The sequence below is a fragment of the Rhodoferax sp. LS1P39 genome, assembly GCF_056521425.1.
The window spans coordinates 60,276-74,279 of record NZ_JBWMAV010000019.1; the positions used below are offsets into that span (position 1 = coordinate 60,276).

At 62.4% G+C, this 14,004-nt stretch carries 14 protein-coding genes and 1 tRNA gene; 9 read left to right on the plus strand and 6 right to left on the minus strand.

All coding sequences use genetic code 11. The features are described 5' to 3' along the window. The first annotated feature begins 50 nt into the window (after nucleotides 1–50). Nucleotides 51–920 (plus strand): DNA ligase, encoded by an 870-nt coding sequence (locus AC097O_RS22410; RefSeq protein ID WP_479595177.1) that lies wholly within the window; start codon nucleotides 51–53, stop codon nucleotides 918–920. On the opposite strand, the gene AC097O_RS22415 is transcribed toward AC097O_RS22410, so the two are convergent. Both AC097O_RS22415 and AC097O_RS22420 read right to left on the minus strand, forming a co-directional pair. Further along, on the minus strand, nucleotides 921–1,487 hold the full coding sequence (locus AC097O_RS22415) for a fasciclin domain-containing protein (RefSeq protein WP_479595178.1): 567 nt from the start codon (nucleotides 1,485–1,487) through the stop codon (nucleotides 921–923). A 318-nt stretch (nucleotides 1,488–1,805) separates the two neighbouring features. Further along, nucleotides 1,806–4,076: an Orn/Lys/Arg family decarboxylase gene (locus AC097O_RS22420; protein WP_479595179.1), complete on the minus strand. Its 2,271-nt coding sequence runs from the start codon at nucleotides 4,074–4,076 to the stop codon at nucleotides 1,806–1,808. A 137-nt stretch (nucleotides 4,077–4,213) separates the two neighbouring features. Between AC097O_RS22420 and AC097O_RS22425 the strand changes: the two genes are divergently transcribed. From AC097O_RS22425 to AC097O_RS22445, 5 genes are all read left to right on the plus strand, one after another. Further along, a complete protein-coding gene (locus AC097O_RS22425; RefSeq protein WP_479595180.1) occupies nucleotides 4,214–4,639 on the plus strand; it encodes an NfeD family protein in 426 nt (141 codons plus the stop codon). A 28-nt stretch (nucleotides 4,640–4,667) separates the two neighbouring features. Further along, the gene (locus AC097O_RS22430) at nucleotides 4,668–5,582 is read left to right on the plus strand and encodes an SPFH domain-containing protein (RefSeq protein WP_479595181.1); all 915 of its coding nucleotides are present in this window, start codon (nucleotides 4,668–4,670) and stop codon (nucleotides 5,580–5,582) included. Nucleotides 5,583–5,589: 7 nt separating this feature from the next. Next, a complete protein-coding gene (locus tag AC097O_RS22435; protein ID WP_479595182.1) occupies nucleotides 5,590–5,982 on the plus strand; it encodes a DUF2237 family protein in 393 nt (130 codons plus the stop codon). A 20-nt stretch (nucleotides 5,983–6,002) separates the two neighbouring features. Further along, nucleotides 6,003–6,093, plus strand: a tRNA-Ser gene (locus tag AC097O_RS22440). A 210-nt stretch (nucleotides 6,094–6,303) separates the two neighbouring features. Beyond that, the gene (locus AC097O_RS22445; RefSeq protein ID WP_479595183.1) at nucleotides 6,304–7,407 is read left to right on the plus strand and encodes a nucleotidyltransferase family protein; all 1,104 of its coding nucleotides are present in this window, start codon (nucleotides 6,304–6,306) and stop codon (nucleotides 7,405–7,407) included. Between the two features lie 124 nt (nucleotides 7,408–7,531). On the opposite strand, the gene AC097O_RS22450 is transcribed toward AC097O_RS22445, so the two are convergent. The 4 genes from AC097O_RS22450 to AC097O_RS22465 all read right to left on the minus strand — a co-directional run bounded on the left by AC097O_RS22450 (nucleotide 7,532) and on the right by AC097O_RS22465 (nucleotide 11,163). Next, nucleotides 7,532–8,665: a branched-chain amino acid ABC transporter substrate-binding protein gene (locus AC097O_RS22450; RefSeq protein WP_479595184.1), complete on the minus strand. Its 1,134-nt coding sequence runs from the start codon at nucleotides 8,663–8,665 to the stop codon at nucleotides 7,532–7,534. A gap of 161 nt (nucleotides 8,666–8,826) precedes the next feature. Next, entirely contained in the window at nucleotides 8,827–9,141 is a 315-nt protein-coding gene (locus AC097O_RS22455) for a hypothetical protein (RefSeq protein WP_315183250.1), read from the minus strand. Then, nucleotides 9,141–9,575: a DNA polymerase III subunit chi gene (locus AC097O_RS22460; protein ID WP_479595185.1), complete on the minus strand. Its 435-nt coding sequence runs from the start codon at nucleotides 9,573–9,575 to the stop codon at nucleotides 9,141–9,143. The genes AC097O_RS22455 and AC097O_RS22460 overlap by 1 nt, the downstream gene beginning before the upstream one ends. Before the next feature lie 16 nt (nucleotides 9,576–9,591). Next, nucleotides 9,592–11,163: a leucyl aminopeptidase gene (locus AC097O_RS22465; protein WP_479595186.1), complete on the minus strand. Its 1,572-nt coding sequence runs from the start codon at nucleotides 11,161–11,163 to the stop codon at nucleotides 9,592–9,594. 71 nt (nucleotides 11,164–11,234) lie between these two features. Between AC097O_RS22465 and lptF the strand changes: the two genes are divergently transcribed. From lptF to AC097O_RS22480, 3 genes are all read left to right on the plus strand, one after another. After that, nucleotides 11,235–12,350, plus strand: a complete 1,116-nt coding sequence (gene lptF, locus AC097O_RS22470) for an LPS export ABC transporter permease LptF (RefSeq protein WP_479595187.1) — start codon at nucleotides 11,235–11,237, stop codon at nucleotides 12,348–12,350. Next, nucleotides 12,347–13,462, plus strand: a complete 1,116-nt coding sequence (gene lptG / locus AC097O_RS22475; RefSeq protein WP_479595188.1) for an LPS export ABC transporter permease LptG — start codon at nucleotides 12,347–12,349, stop codon at nucleotides 13,460–13,462. Before lptF ends, lptG begins: the two co-directional genes overlap by 4 nt. A 163-nt stretch (nucleotides 13,463–13,625) precedes the next feature. Continuing rightward, nucleotides 13,626–14,000 carry a sirohydrochlorin chelatase gene (locus AC097O_RS22480; RefSeq protein ID WP_479595189.1) on the plus strand — a complete coding sequence of 125 codons (375 nt, stop codon included), beginning with the start codon at nucleotides 13,626–13,628 and terminating at the stop codon, nucleotides 13,998–14,000. Nucleotides 14,001–14,004: the final 4 nt, after the last annotated feature.

Genomic DNA, 14,004 nt, shown 5'->3' on the forward strand with positions numbered 1-14,004 from the left:
AAGCGTCCAAAAATGCCCCAGAACCGACCGCTTTGGCGTAGATTGGCGGCATGCTTACATCTGCACCGCCCGCTCCACTCCACCGCCGGGCGCTGCTGCAACGCCTGTTACTTGCCGTTGCAGCCACCACCCCATTGCACAGCCGCGCCAGCCCGTCCGCGCTGCAGCGGCCCACCGCCTACCGCCCCGGTAGGGTGCTGGCGGGCTACTGGGTCAGCGAGAAGCTGGACGGCGTGCGCGGCTACTGGGACGGCAGCCAGCTGTGGACCCGGGGCGGCCAGCGCATCAGCCAGCCCGCGTGGTTTACTGCAGGCTGGCCATCGGTGGCGCTGGACGGCGAGCTGTGGGCCGGGCACGGGGCTTTTGCCACGGCGGTGTCCACAGTGCGGCAGGCAGATGCGGGCGAGGCGGCTTGGCGGCAGATGCGCTACCGGCTGTTTGACCTGCCCGGGCACAGCGGCATCTTCGACTTGCGCCTGGCCGCCCTGCTGCAACTGGCGCTACCCGCCTGGGTGCAGCCGGTGGCCCAGATGCGCGTGGCCAGCCAGGCGGCCTTGCAGGCGCTGCTGCGCCAGACGGTGCAGGCGGGGGGCGAAGGCCTGGTGCTGCACCGGGGCGATGCATTGCTGGCCAGCCCGACCACAGACGACCTGCTGAAATTGAAACCGTTTGAAGATGCCGAAGCCCGCGTAGTGGGCCATGTGGCGGGCCGGGGCAAGTATGCGGGCCTGTTGGGGGCCCTGCAGGTGGAAACACCCGAGGGCCAAAAATTCAAGCTGGGCACCGGTTTCAGCGATGCCCAGCGGCGCGATCCGCCTGCGCTGGGGAGTTGGGTGACGTACCGGTATCGGGACACCAACCCCAGCGGGATTCCGCGCTTTGCGAGCTTTTTACGGCTGCGCGAAGACGCAGACTTGTAGTTACTTAGGCAACAAAACCTTGTCCACGACGTGGATCACGCCGTTGGACTGGTACACATCGGCGATGGTCACGGTGGCGGTGCCGCCCTTTTCATCGGTCACCATGACCTTGCCACCGCTGGCCTTGGCCGTCAGGGTGCCGCCGCTCACCGTCTTGATCGTGGCCATGCCCTTGCCGTCCATGATCATCTTGCTGATGGCAGCGGCATCAAATTTGCCGGCCACCACGTGGTAGGTCAGCACCGTGGTCAGCGTGCCCTTGTTTTCGGGCTTGAGCAAGGTGTCTACCGTGCCGGCAGGCAAAGCTGCAAAGGCGGCGTTGGTGGGTGCGAACACAGTGAACGGGCCTGCGCTCTTGAGCGTATCCACCAGGCCCGCAGCCTTGACGGCGGCCACCAGGGTGGTGTGGTCCTTGGAGTTAACGGCGTTGTCGATGATGTCCTTGGAGGCCATCATCGGTGCGCCACCGACCATCACGTCGGCGGCCATGGAGGCAAAAGACACAGCGGCCATGACGGCGGCCAGGCTGAAAGAGGCAATTGTGCGGGTGGTTTGGATCGAGGCCATGCGAGGCTCCTGGTAGTTAGGAAACAAGCCGAATATGCGGCTGAGACCAATACGGAGCGCGGCAGGGCTTTGGATTCAAGTGCCAGCAAAATTTATATAAAAAGAGCCGCTAGCGCTTATTTAATAAGCACGAGCAGCTCTTAATTCAATAGCAGACTGAACTTTGTGGTTTAACCACCTAAGCACTTTCTGCCACCCTTGACGACATAAACGCCCCTTCCAGAGATACCACGGAACCGGCTTTGCCGGGCCGTAGGTATCGCCCCCTGCAAGGGGGTTGGCGAAAGATGCGAAGCACTGTAGCCTGGGGGTGAGCCGCTACCTTACGCAGTCTGCGAAGTAGTGGTGTTTGCCGTTGTCGTCCACTTCTTCCACCAGGCCGTGGATGTCGGTCTCGAAGCCAGGGCACTGGGTGTTGAACTCGCGCGAGAACTTCAGGTAATCCACGATCTTCTTGTTGAACACTTCACCCGGGATCAACAGCGGAATGCCCGGTGGGTAGGGCGTGACCAGGCCCACGGTGATGCGGCCTTCCAGGTCGTCAATGGCCACGCGCTCGGTCTTGCGCAGGGCGATGTGGGCGTAGGCATCGCTGGGCTTCATGGCCGGGGTCAGGTCGCTGAGGTACATGTCGGTGGTGAGCCGGGCAATGTCGTACTTGGCATACAGGTTGTGCAGGTGCTGGCACAGGTCGGCCAGGCCCATGCGTTCGTAGCGCCGGTGCTTCTGGCAGAACTCGGGCAGGATGCGCCACATCGGCTGGTTCTTGTCGTAGTCGTCCTTGAACTGCTGCAGCGCGGTCAGCATGCTGTTCCAGCGGCCCTTGGTGATGCCGATGGTGAACATGATGAAGAAGCTGTACAAGCCGGTTTTTTCCACCACCACGCCGTGCTCGGCCAAAAACTTGGTGACGATGCTGGCGGGGATGCCGGTCTTGGCGAACTTGCCGTTCAGGTCCATGCCGGGCGTGACGATGGTGGACTTGATCGGGTCCAGCATGTTGAAGCCGGTGGCCATCTTGCCAAAGCCGTGCCAGTTGGCCTTGGCGTTGGACTTGGATTCGCCCTTGATGATCCAGTCGGTGGCGCGGCCAATGCCCTCCTCCACCAGCTTGTCGGGTCCCCAGACCTTGAACCACCAGTCGGCACCGTATTCCTCGTCCACCTTGCGCATGGCGCGGCGGAAGTCCAGGGCTTCGGCAATGCTTTCTTCCACCAGCGCGGTGCCGCCGGGCGGCTCCATCATGGCAGCGGCCACGTCGCAACTGGCGATGATGCTGTACTGCGGGCTGGTGCTGGTGTGCATCAGGTAGGCCTCGTTAAAGAGGTGGCGGTCCAGCTTGACGTTTTGCGAGTCCTGGATCAGCACGTGGCTGGCCTGGCTGATACCGGCCAGCAGCTTGTGGATGCTTTGCGTGGCATACACCACGGCGTGCTTGGGGCGGATGCGCTTCTTGCCCATCGAGTGGTAGCTGCCGTAGAACGGGTGGAAGGCGGCGTGCGGCAGCCAGGCTTCGTCGAAATGCAGGTTTTCCACGTAACCATCGAGCATGGTCTTGATGGTTTCGGTGTTGTAGAGCACGCCGTCGTAGGTGCTTTGCGTGATGGTCAGGATGCGCGGCTTGATGGTGTCGGCATCCACGTGCTGCAGCAGCGGGTTGGCGCGGATCTTGGCTTTGATGGCGGCGGGCTCGAACTCGCTCTTGGGGATGGGGCCGATGATGCCGAAGTGGTTGCGCGTGGGCTTCAAAAACACCGGGATCGCGCCGGTCATGATGATGGCGTGCAGGTTGGACTTGTGGCAGTTGCGGTCGACCACCACCACGTCGCCGGGGGCCACGGTGTGGTGCCAGACCATCTTGTTGCTGGTGCTGGTGCCGTTGGTCACAAAGAAGCAGTGGTCGGCGTTGAAGATGCGCGCGGCGTTGCGCTCGCTCTCGCCAATCGCGCCGTTGTGGTCCAGCAACTGGCCCAGCTCCTCCACCGCGTTACACACGTCGGCGCGCAGCATGTTTTCGCCGTAGAACTGGTGGTACATCTGGCCCACCGGGCTCTTCAAGAAGGCTACGCCACCGGAATGGCCGGGGCAGTGCCAGGAGTAGGAGCCGTCTTCGGCGTAGTCCAGCAGGGCCTTGAAGAACGGCGGCTGCACGCCCTCCAGGTAACTTTTGGCTTCGCGGATGATGTGGCGCGCCACGAACTCGGGCGTGTCCTCGAACATGTGGATGAAGCCGTGCAGCTCGCGCAGGATGTCGTTGGGAATGTGCTGCGAGGTTTTGGTTTCGCCGTAGATGTAGATGGGCACATCCAGGTTCTTGCGGCGCACTTCTTCGATGAAATGGCGCAGGTTCAGCACCACCGGGTCGTGGTCGGGGCCGGGCGAGAATTCTTCGTCGTCGATCGACAAAATGAACGCGCTGGCGCGGCTTTGCTGCTGGGCAAATTTGGACAGGTCGCCGTAGCTGGTGACCCCCAGTACCTCCAGCCCCTCTGTCTCTATCGCCTGGGCCAGGGCGCGGATGCCCAGGCCCGAGGTGTTCTCGGAGCGAAAATCTTCATCGATGATGACGATAGGGAAACGAAACTTCATGCCGGCCTCCAGCCAAATAAACGCAAGCTAAATGATCAAAACAGGCGCGAAGTGTAAGGACTTCGTATGAAGCTTCTGGGGCGGCCCCCGGATTTGGTCCCAAAATGTGGCGATACGAATACAAGCAAAGGCACTCTATGGCGGAATCGACGATCTGGTGGCTGCTGGCAGGCGGGGCCATCGTGGCCGAATTGCTCACCGGCACCTTCTATTTGCTGATGCTGGCCCTGGGCTTTGCGGCAGCCGCACTAGCGGCCTATGCGGGTGTCAGCACCGTGGTGCAAACGCTGGTGGCCAGCGCGGTGGGCGGCGGTGCCGTGGTGCTGTGGCACCGCATCCGCAGCCAGCGCCCCCACAGCCTGCCCGCCAACGCCAACCCGGATGTGAATCTGGACATCGGTGAAACCGTGCAGGTCGATACCTGGAGCCCCGACGGTACGGCCCAGGTGCATTACCGGGGGGCCAACTGGACGGTGCTGCACCGCCCCGGCAACGCGCCCTCCCCCGGCCCGCACCGCGTGGTCGAGGTCATCGGCAACCGGCTTTTGGTCGACAAACTGTGAAACACTCAAGTATCTAACCGGAGCCTTTATGGAAATTGCCATCGTCGTACTCGTTATTGCCGCCATCTTCATCAGCCGCACCCTGAAGGTCGTGCCCCAGCAGCACGCCTGGGTGATCGAGCGCCTGGGCAAATACCACGGCACGCTGACCCCGGGCCTGAACTTTCTGGTGCCGTTTATAGACCGGGTGGCCTACAAGCATGTGCTGAAAGAAATCCCGCTCGACATCCCCAGCCAGGTCTGCATCACCCGCGACAACACCCAGCTGCAGGTGGATGGCATCCTGTACTTCCAGGTGACCGATGCCATGCGCGCCAGCTACGGCTCCAGCAACTACATCATGGCCATCAGCCAACTGGCGCAAACCTCGCTGCGCAGCGTGATCGGCAAGCTGGAGCTGGACAAGACCTTTGAAGAGCGCGACATCATCAACGCCCAGGTGGTGGCCGCCATCGACGAGGCCGCCCTGAACTGGGGTGTGAAAGTGCTGCGCTACGAGATCAAGGACCTGACACCCCCGAAGGAAATCCTGCACGCCATGCAGGCGCAGATCACCGCCGAACGCGAAAAGCGCGCGCTGATCGCCGCCTCCGAAGGCCGCCGCCAGGAGCAGATCAACATCGCCACCGGCGAGCGCGAGGCCTTCATCGCCCGCTCCGAGGGCGAAAAGCAGGCCGTCATCAACAAGGCACAGGGCGAAGCGGCATCGATTACCGCCGTGGCCCAGGCCAACGCCCACGCGATTGAACTGGTGGCCGCCGCCATCCGCCAGCCGGGCGGCGAGCAGGCGGTACAGCTCAAGGTGGCCGAAAAGGCCGTGGAGGCCTACGCCAAGGTGGCCGCCAACGCCCACACCACCTTGATCGTGCCCAGCAACATGACCGAAGTGTCGGCCCTGATCGGCTCCGCCATGAAGATGGTCAACACCGTCAAAGCTTCCTAGGACCGCCATGGACACCCCTGCCATCGAACACAACGTGCTGGGCAACGAACTGGTGCCCTGCTCCTACGACCCGCTGACGGGCTACTTCCGCGACGGCTGCTGCAGCACCGACGAGACCGACAGCGGCTCCCACGTGGTCTGTACCAAGGTCACCGCCGAGTTTCTGGCCTTCTCGCTGGCCCGTGGCAACGACCTCACCACGCCACGCCCCCAGTGGCGCTTTGCCGGTCTGCGCCCTGGCGACCGCTGGTGCCTGTGCGCCAACCGCTGGAAAGAAGCCTTCGAGGCCGGCGTGGCCCCGCAGGTGGTGCTGGAGTCCACCCACATCCGGGCGCTGGAATTTGTGCTGCTGGAAGATCTGGAGAAACATGCGGTGCCGGGCCGAAATGCGGCCCATTGACTGCTATACTTGTGGGCTTAGGAACGGTGGATGAGTGGTTTAAGTCGCACGCCTGGAAAGCGTGTGAGGGTTAATAGCCCTCCGCGGGTTCGAATCCCGCCTGTTCCGCCAAGACAAGGCCTGTCGTTATTACAACGACAGGCCTTTTTTTTGTTTCCGTGTGTTACGTGTGTTAGCCACCGCACAGTCAACCCGCTGGAGATCCCCCACTATGCGCTGGCAAGATTGCTGCACTGCAATACGGTCGTCTTAGAACCTTCAGACTTACCGCTCATAATCTGTGCGTGACATTCAGCTCATACTAAATAGGGAAATACCAGCATGGCAAAGGGAATGATTTTGGCGGCAGGGCAAGGTACGCGGGTGCGCCCGCTGACGAAAGACTTGCCCAAGCCTATGGTGCCGATTTTGGGCAAGCCGGTCATGGAATACCTGATCGAGCACCTGGCCAACTACGGCATCAAAGAAATCATGGTGAATGTGGCCTACCACCACCACAAGATCGAACAGTATTTTGGCGATGGCCACCGCTGGGGCGTGCAGATCGGCTATGCCTACGAAGGCGTGCGCGAACATGGCGACGTGATTCCCAAGCCCTTTGGCTCGGCCGGCGGCATGCGGCGCATCCAGGATTTCAGCGGCTTTTTTGACGAACCCACCCTGGTGCTGTGCGGCGACGCACTGATCGACCTGGACATCGGCGCGGCCCTGCACGAACACAAGACCAAGGGTGCCATCGCCAGCGTGGTGACGCTGGACGTGCCACTCAACGAAGTCTCCAACTACGGCATTGTGGTGGCCAATGAGCAAGGGCAGATCCAGTCCTTCCAGGAAAAACCCAAGCCCGAAGAGGCCCAGTCCACCCTGGCCAGCACCGGCATCTATATCTTCGAGCCCGAGGTCATCGACATGATCCCGGCCAACAAGGTGTACGACATCGGCTCCGAACTGTTCCCACAGCTGGTGGCCGAAAAGCTGCCCTTCTACGCCCAGAAGCGCTTCTTCAACTGGATCGACATTGGCCGAGTCAGCGACTACTGGTCGGTGCTGCAACGCGTGCTGCGCGGCGAAGTGGCGCAGATGAACATTCCGGGCCGCGAGGTCAAGCCCGGCATCTGGGTGGGCCTGAACACCTCCATCGCCTGGGACCAATGCAACATCCAGGGCCCGGTGTACCTGGGCTCCAGCGTGAAGGTAGAGCCGGGTGCCACCATCATCGGCCCGTGCTGGATCGGCCATGGCAGCGTGATCCGCTCGGGTGCCAAGGTCACCCGCAGCATCCTGTTCGAGTACACCCGCATCGCCGCCGACATGCACTTCTTCGAGATGATCGTCTCGCCCAACTACTGCGTGGACCGCGCCGGTGAAACCCTGTACCGCGGCGACGACATGGCGCAACTGCGCTGGGGCGACGCCCGGGCGTAAATTTGTATGCTTTTTAGGCCGCCCGTGCTTATCGCATGGGCGCTAGAAGCTACTGAATATGTAGCAAACCACCAGACGCAAAAAAGCCACCTCGCGGTGGCTTTTTTGGGGGTGCTGGAACTGCTTAGTTCAGCGCGGTCTTCTTGCCGTCTTTGTAGACCGACAGGGTGATCGATGGGTTCTTCAGTTCGCCGTTAGGCTCGAAGCTGATGGTGGTGGTTACGCCCTTGTAGTTGGTCTTGAGCAACTCGGCGGTGTAGACCTTGGGGTCGGTGGAGTTGGCGCGCTTCATGGCATCGACCAGCACCATCGTGGCATCGTAGGTGTACGGGCTGTAGATCTGGAACTGGCCAGGGTACTTGGCATCGTACTTCTTCTTCCATTCCACGCCGCCAGGCATCTTCACCAGGGATGCACCGCCTTCAGCGCAAACCACGTTTTCCAGCGTCTTGGCACCGGCAGCCAGCTTGGCCACTTCGTTGGTGCACAGGCCGTCACCGCCGAAATACTTGACGTTGGCCATGCCCAGCTGTTCCATCTGGCGCAGCATCGGGCCAGCCTGGGGATCCATGCCGCCGAAGAAGATGGCATCGGGTGCCTTGGCCTTGATGGAGGTCAGGATGGCCATGAAGTCGGTGGCTTTGTCGGTGGTGAACTGCTCGTCCACAACCGTCATGCCCTTGGCCATGGCGGTCTTCTTGAACACATCGGCAACGCCTTGGCCGTAGGCGGTACGGTCGTCAATGATGGCGACTTTCTTCAGCTTCAGTGCGTCAACAGCGTAGAAGGCCAGCCCTGCACCCAGCGAGTTGTCATTGGCAATGATGCGGTAGGTGGTTTTGTAGCCTGGCTTGGTCAGGTTGGGGTTGGTAGCCGCGCCAGTGATGTGGGGAATACCGCAGTCGTTGTAGACCTTGGATGCGGGGATGGTGGTGCCCGAATTCAGGTGGCCCACCACGCCGTTGACCTTGGCATCGCACAGCTTTTGCGCAGCGGCCGTGCCTTGCTTTGGATCGGCAGCATCGTCTTCAGCCATCAACTCGAACTTGATCTTCTTGCCGCCAATCACGACGTTTTGGGTGTTCAAGTCTTCCACGGCCATGCGTGCACCGTTTTCGTTGTCTTTACCGTAGTGGGCCTGACCACCCGACATGGGCGCAACGTGGCCGATTTTTACGACCTGCACGTCCTGGGCAGAAGCCATACCTGCCACAGCAGTAATGGCAGCAGCTACGGTCAATTTCAACTTCATTTGCATAAAAACTCCAATGTACAAAATGGCTGGATAGCGATAGACACAGTGAATGGGTAAATCCACGGGCCGAACCATACCGCAATTTTTAGGCCCGAAACATAGGGAACACGCGGACAACCGTTTTTGCGCCCATTTGGGGCATACAAAACCGGTATTTTTACCGTTTAAGGCATGCGCGTAGCCAGCTCGTCGGCCACTGCATCGGACACCGATTGGCGCACCACAAACTCGATTTCTTCGCGCAAACGCGGAACCAAAGACTGGGTTTGCTGCAGCACCATGGCCGCTACCGCCTCGCGCAAACGTCGCTCCAGCGACAGGTCGATGCGCTGCATCACGCGGTGGATGATTTGGTCTTCCAGGGCCTCCGCAGAGATGAATCCGGGGGGTGTCGCAGGGGCGACAGGCACCGAAATGGGCTGCACCACTTCGGTGAGTGTGGGCACGAAACGCGGGGGTTGGCGGGGGGAATCAACCATCATGCGGGCTCTTTCAGTTCCAAATCCTTGCGTTGCACGGCGTAGCCACGGCCTGCGTAATGCTTCCAGCGCTGGCGGGCCAGCACGCGGTCGTCCTCTTCCAGGGTGACCACTTCGATGAGCCGCTCAAAGCGCTCGAACCCGGCGGGCACGGTGTCGCCCAATTGCAGCAGCACCTGCTGGTGCGGGGCCTCCAGCGCTGACTCCAGCAGCAGCACGGGCGACGCCGCCAACACCTGCGCATCCTGGGTGGCCAGGGTGTGGGCGACGAAGTCGGTGGCGCTGAAGCTCCACAGGGCCGCGTCCAGCGCCTGCAGCAAATCAGGCCCCGCCACCACCACCACCCGCCCGCCCTGGCGGCTGGCCTTGCGCAGCAGACGGCAGGCGTAGGCGATCTTGTCGGGCGCGTTGAAGTGGAACTCTACGTGGGTCATGGGCGGGCTAACAGCTTTACTTGGCTACCGTCTTGCGCGGGGCTTTGGTCGGAGCCTTGGGCGCAGTCTTGGCCGTGGCGGCCACCGCAGGGGCTGCTGTTTTGCGTTTTACTATCGTTTTAGTAGCTACTTGCGCTGGTGGAATAAGCGCTGGAGACTGATTTAACACGTAATCCAGCAACAAACCGACAGGCCGACCAGTCGCGCCCTTGACCGCGCCGCTCTTCCAGGCGGTGCCGGCAATGTCCAGGTGTGCCCAAGGCATTTTGCCGGTGAACTTTTGCAGGAACTTGGCGGCGGTAATGGCCCCACCCGCACGCCCGGCCACATTGGCCATGTCGGCAAAGTTGGACTTCAGGCCTTCGCCGTACTCGTCGTCCAGCGGCAGGCGCCAGCACGGGTCCATGGCGGATTCGCCTGCGGCTTGCAGGGCAGCCGCCAGCGCATCATCCGCCGAGAACATGCCGCTGCGCACGCCGCCCAGGGCCACGACGCAGGCACCGGTGAGGGTGGCGATGTCGATCACGGCGCGGGGCTTGAAGCGGGCGGCGTAAGTGAGCGCATCGCACAACACCAGGCGGCCTTCGGCATCGGTGTTGAGGTTTTCGATGGTCTGGCCGCTCATGCTGGTGACCACGTCGCCAGGCTTGACTGCGCCGCCGTCGGGCATGTTTTCGCAGGCCGGGATCAGGCCGACCACGTTGATGGCGGGCTTCAAGTCGCCCAGCGCGCGGAACACGCCCAGCACGCTGGCGGCACCGCACATGTCGAACTTCATCTCGTCCATTTCGGCGGCAGGCTTGATGGAGATGCCGCCGGTGTCAAAAGTGATGCCCTTGCCGACCAGCACGGTAGGGGCGTTGGCCTTGGCCGCGCCGCTGTAGTGCAGCACGATGAAGCGCAGCGGCTCCTTGGAGCCCTGGGCCACCGACATGAACGAGCCCATGCCGAGTGCGGCCACTTCTTTGGGCCCCAGCACCTCGCAGCGTATCTTGGGGAAGCGCGCCAGCGACTTGGCCGCCGTGCCCAGCAGCGTGGGCGTGGCGTGGTTGCCGGGGCGGTTGGCCCATTCCTTGGCCAGCTCGACTCCGGCTACCGTGGCGGTGCCCAGGGCCAGCTCGGCCTGGGCCGCTGCCGCATCGGGGGCGCATAGCCAGACGTTGGCCAGCACGCGGCCTTCGGGCTTGGACTTGGTGGTGGTGTAGACATAGGTGGCCTCGGCCACGCACTGCACCACCGCGCGCACGGCCTTCTGGGCGGGGGCACCGGCAAAGCTGATCAGCACCTTGCGCAGCGTCGGGCCCTTGGCGGCGCCCACGGCGGTGGCTACGGCCTGGCGCACGTGGCGCACCGAGCCGTCGCCCACGCCCACCAGCAGCACCCGGGTGGCCGCCGCCGCAGCCGGGCGGTACATTTGCAGCAGCTTGCCGGGCTTGGCCTCCAAATCCCCCGACGCGCGGGCCTGGGCAATCAACTGAGACAATGCGTCCTTGCCAGGCGCAAAGACCTCGGACACCAGCACAATCAGGGCATCGCATTTCTCGGCGGCGCAGGCGGCCAGGTCCAGAGATTTCAGTTCAAAGTTCATAAATTTAGTCGTGTTGTCGTGTGGGTGGGGCTAGAGATGGCCGCCACACGGTAGCTTGCAATCCGTCAACGATGTTATTCCATTCTTCTATACGTAAAGAGTTGGCGCGCGGTTTTGGCGCCACGCTGGTGGCCCTGGTCACCATCGTCATGACCATGATGCTGATCCGCACCCTGGGCCAGGCGGCCAAAGGCTCGGTCAACCCGTCCGAGGTGATGATGGTGCTGGGCTACACCGTACTGGGCTACCTGCCCACCATCCTCACGCTGAGCCTGTTTGTGGCCGTGGTCAGCACGCTGTCACGCATGTACAGCGACAGCGAAATGGTGATCTGGTTCGCCAGCGGCCAAGGCTTGGTAGGGCTGCTGCGGCCCCTGTTTCGCTTTGCCTGGCCGATTCTGCTGGCGGTGGCGGCGCTGGCGCTGGTGGTGTGGCCGTGGTCCAACCAGCAGATCCAGGGCATGAAAGACCGCTACGAGCAGCGCGGCGACCTGGACCGCATTGCGCCGGGGCAATTCCAGGAATCGGCCAACGGCAACCGGGTGTTTTTTATCGACAAGCAAACCGGCGAGGATGGCGCCGACAAGCGCAGCGGCAACAACATCTTCATTTCCTCCATCGAGCGCGGCAAGGAAACTGTCACCTCGGCCCGCAGCGCCTCGATCGACCGCGTCAACGAGCAGCAGTTTCTGATCCTGCGCAACGGCCAGCGGCTGGAGTCCACCCTGGGCCAGCCCGACCTCAAGGTCAGCGAGTTCAAGGAATACGGCACCCGCATCGGCGGCGATGCCATGGGCACACTGGACGGCCCATCTTCGCGGGCACTCTCCAGCATGGACCTGGTGCGCGAGCCCACGCCGCTGTACCTGGGCGAGCTGGCCTGGCGGCTCAGCTTGGCGCTGGCGGCGATGAACTTTGTGGTGATTGCGCTGGCCTTGTCGGGTGGCAACCCGCGCTCAGGCCGGGGCGGCAACATCCTGTTTGCGCTGTTTGCCTTTGTTGTGTACTACAACCTGCTCAACCTGGGCCAGAACTGGATTACCAACGGCGCCATCGGGTTCACCCCATTCATGCTGGGCCTGCACGGCGGCGTACTGGTGCTGGCCACCACCTGGCTGCTGGCGCGCCACCACCACTGGTCCTGGCGCAATCTGTTGCCGCGCAAACCTGCCGGAGCCGCAGCATGAAGACCATCCGCCAACTGCTGTACAAAGAAATCCTCATCGCCGTGGGGTTTGTGACGCTGGGTTTCCTGGCGCTGTTTTTCTTTTTCGACTTTGTGGACGAATTGCGCTGGGTGGGCAAGGGCGGCGCCAACGGCTACCAGGTCACCCATGCGCTGATGGTGGTGGGGCTGATGGTGCCCAGCCACCTGTACGAGCTGCTGCCCATCACCGTGCTGATTGGCACCATCTTTGTCATGGCCCGGCTGGCGCAAAGCTCCGAATACACCATATTGCGCACCAGCGGCCTGGGGCCGTGGCGGGCGCTGCACACCCTGCTGGTACTGGGGCTGGCCTTTGTGGTGCTGACCTTTGCCATTGGCGACTACCTGGCCCCGGTGTCGGGCCGCGCTGCGCAGCTCGTCAAGGCACGCTACCAGGGCGGCATCACCATCGGGCAAACCGGGGCCTGGCTGAAGGAAAAGCAGGCCGACCATTCGTTTGCCGCCAACGTCAGCGCGCTGGGTGCCCAGGGCCGGATGCAGGGCGTGCGCATCTTCGAATTCGACCAGAACGGCCTGTTGGTGGCACTCATGCACGCCGAATCCGGAGAATTCGCGGGCGACGGTGCCTGGACGCTGAACAACGTGGAGCGCAGCCGCTTCCACACCCAGGACACCCAGGCCACCGACACCGCCAGCGTGGAGCGCCAGCGCCTCCCCAGCTACCGCTGGCCCACCGAGATCACCAACGAAATGGTGACCACCGCCCTGCTCAAGCCCGACCGCATGGCCACGCTGGACCTGTTCCAGTACATCCGCCACCTCAACGCCAACGGCCAGTCGGCCCAGCGCTACGAGATCGAGTTCTGGCGCAAGGTGTTTTACCCGCTGAGCTGCCTGGTGATGGTGGTGCTGGCCCTGCCGTTTGCCTACCTGCACTTCCGCGCCGGGGGCATCACCACCTATGTGTTTGGCGGCGTGATGGCGGGCATCAGCTTCTTTTTGCTGAACAACGTGTTTGGCTACATCGGCAACCTGCAAAACTGGCAGCCCTGGCTGACCGCAGCCGCGCCGGGCTTCATCTATTCCATGCTCTCGCTGGCCGCGTTTGGCTGGCTGGTTTTAAGACGTTGAATAGCTAAGAGCACCCCCAGGCTTGCGCACTTTGTGTCGCAGCGCCAACCCCCTTGCAGGGGGCAACACCAGTGGCCTGGCGGAGCCAGTTCCACGGTGTTTTTGGCGCAGATAGCCTTCTTATCAACGCCGTGATGTAAATACGACTCCTGGAGCGACCTACATGCCTAAAAAAACACAACGTGCCGTTATTTTGTTTGCCCACGGTTCGCGCGACCCGCTGTGGCGTTTGCCGATGGAAGCCGTGGCCGCCCAGGTGGCCGCCACCGACCCGCAGGTGCAGGTGGCCTGCGCATTTCTGGAGCTGACCACGCCCGACCTGCCCACCGCCGCCGCGCAATGCGTCGCCCAGGGCGCGCAGCAACTCACCGTGGTGCCCATGTTCCTGGGCGTGGGCCGGCATGTGCGCGAAGACCTGCCGGTGCTGATGGACGGCCTGCGCCAGCAGCACCCGGGCGTAGACATCGTTCTGCAGGCGGCGGTGGGCGAGAATCCGCAACTGGTCGCCCTGCTCGCCAAGATCGCATTGGAACCTTAACGTG

Coding starts and splice junctions, on each gene's coding strand:
- AC097O_RS22410 (WP_479595177.1), top strand. CDS start 51: ATGCTTACATCTGCACCGCCCGCTCCACTCCACCGCCGGGCGCTGCTG.
- AC097O_RS22415 (WP_479595178.1), bottom strand. CDS start 1,487: ATGGCCTCGATCCAAACCACCCGCACAATTGCCTCTTTCAGCCTGGCC.
- AC097O_RS22420 (WP_479595179.1), bottom strand. CDS start 4,076: ATGAAGTTTCGTTTCCCTATCGTCATCATCGATGAAGATTTTCGCTCC.
- AC097O_RS22425 (WP_479595180.1), top strand. CDS start 4,214: ATGGCGGAATCGACGATCTGGTGGCTGCTGGCAGGCGGGGCCATCGTG.
- AC097O_RS22430 (WP_479595181.1), top strand. CDS start 4,668: ATGGAAATTGCCATCGTCGTACTCGTTATTGCCGCCATCTTCATCAGC.
- AC097O_RS22435 (WP_479595182.1), top strand. CDS start 5,590: ATGGACACCCCTGCCATCGAACACAACGTGCTGGGCAACGAACTGGTG.
- AC097O_RS22445 (WP_479595183.1), top strand. CDS start 6,304: ATGGCAAAGGGAATGATTTTGGCGGCAGGGCAAGGTACGCGGGTGCGC.
- AC097O_RS22450 (WP_479595184.1), bottom strand. CDS start 8,665: ATGCAAATGAAGTTGAAATTGACCGTAGCTGCTGCCATTACTGCTGTG.
- AC097O_RS22455 (WP_315183250.1), bottom strand. CDS start 9,141: ATGGTTGATTCCCCCCGCCAACCCCCGCGTTTCGTGCCCACACTCACC.
- AC097O_RS22460 (WP_479595185.1), bottom strand. CDS start 9,575: ATGACCCACGTAGAGTTCCACTTCAACGCGCCCGACAAGATCGCCTAC.
- AC097O_RS22465 (WP_479595186.1), bottom strand. CDS start 11,163: ATGAACTTTGAACTGAAATCTCTGGACCTGGCCGCCTGCGCCGCCGAG.
- lptF (WP_479595187.1), top strand. CDS start 11,235: ATGTTATTCCATTCTTCTATACGTAAAGAGTTGGCGCGCGGTTTTGGC.
- lptG (WP_479595188.1), top strand. CDS start 12,347: ATGAAGACCATCCGCCAACTGCTGTACAAAGAAATCCTCATCGCCGTG.
- AC097O_RS22480 (WP_479595189.1), top strand. CDS start 13,626: ATGCCTAAAAAAACACAACGTGCCGTTATTTTGTTTGCCCACGGTTCG.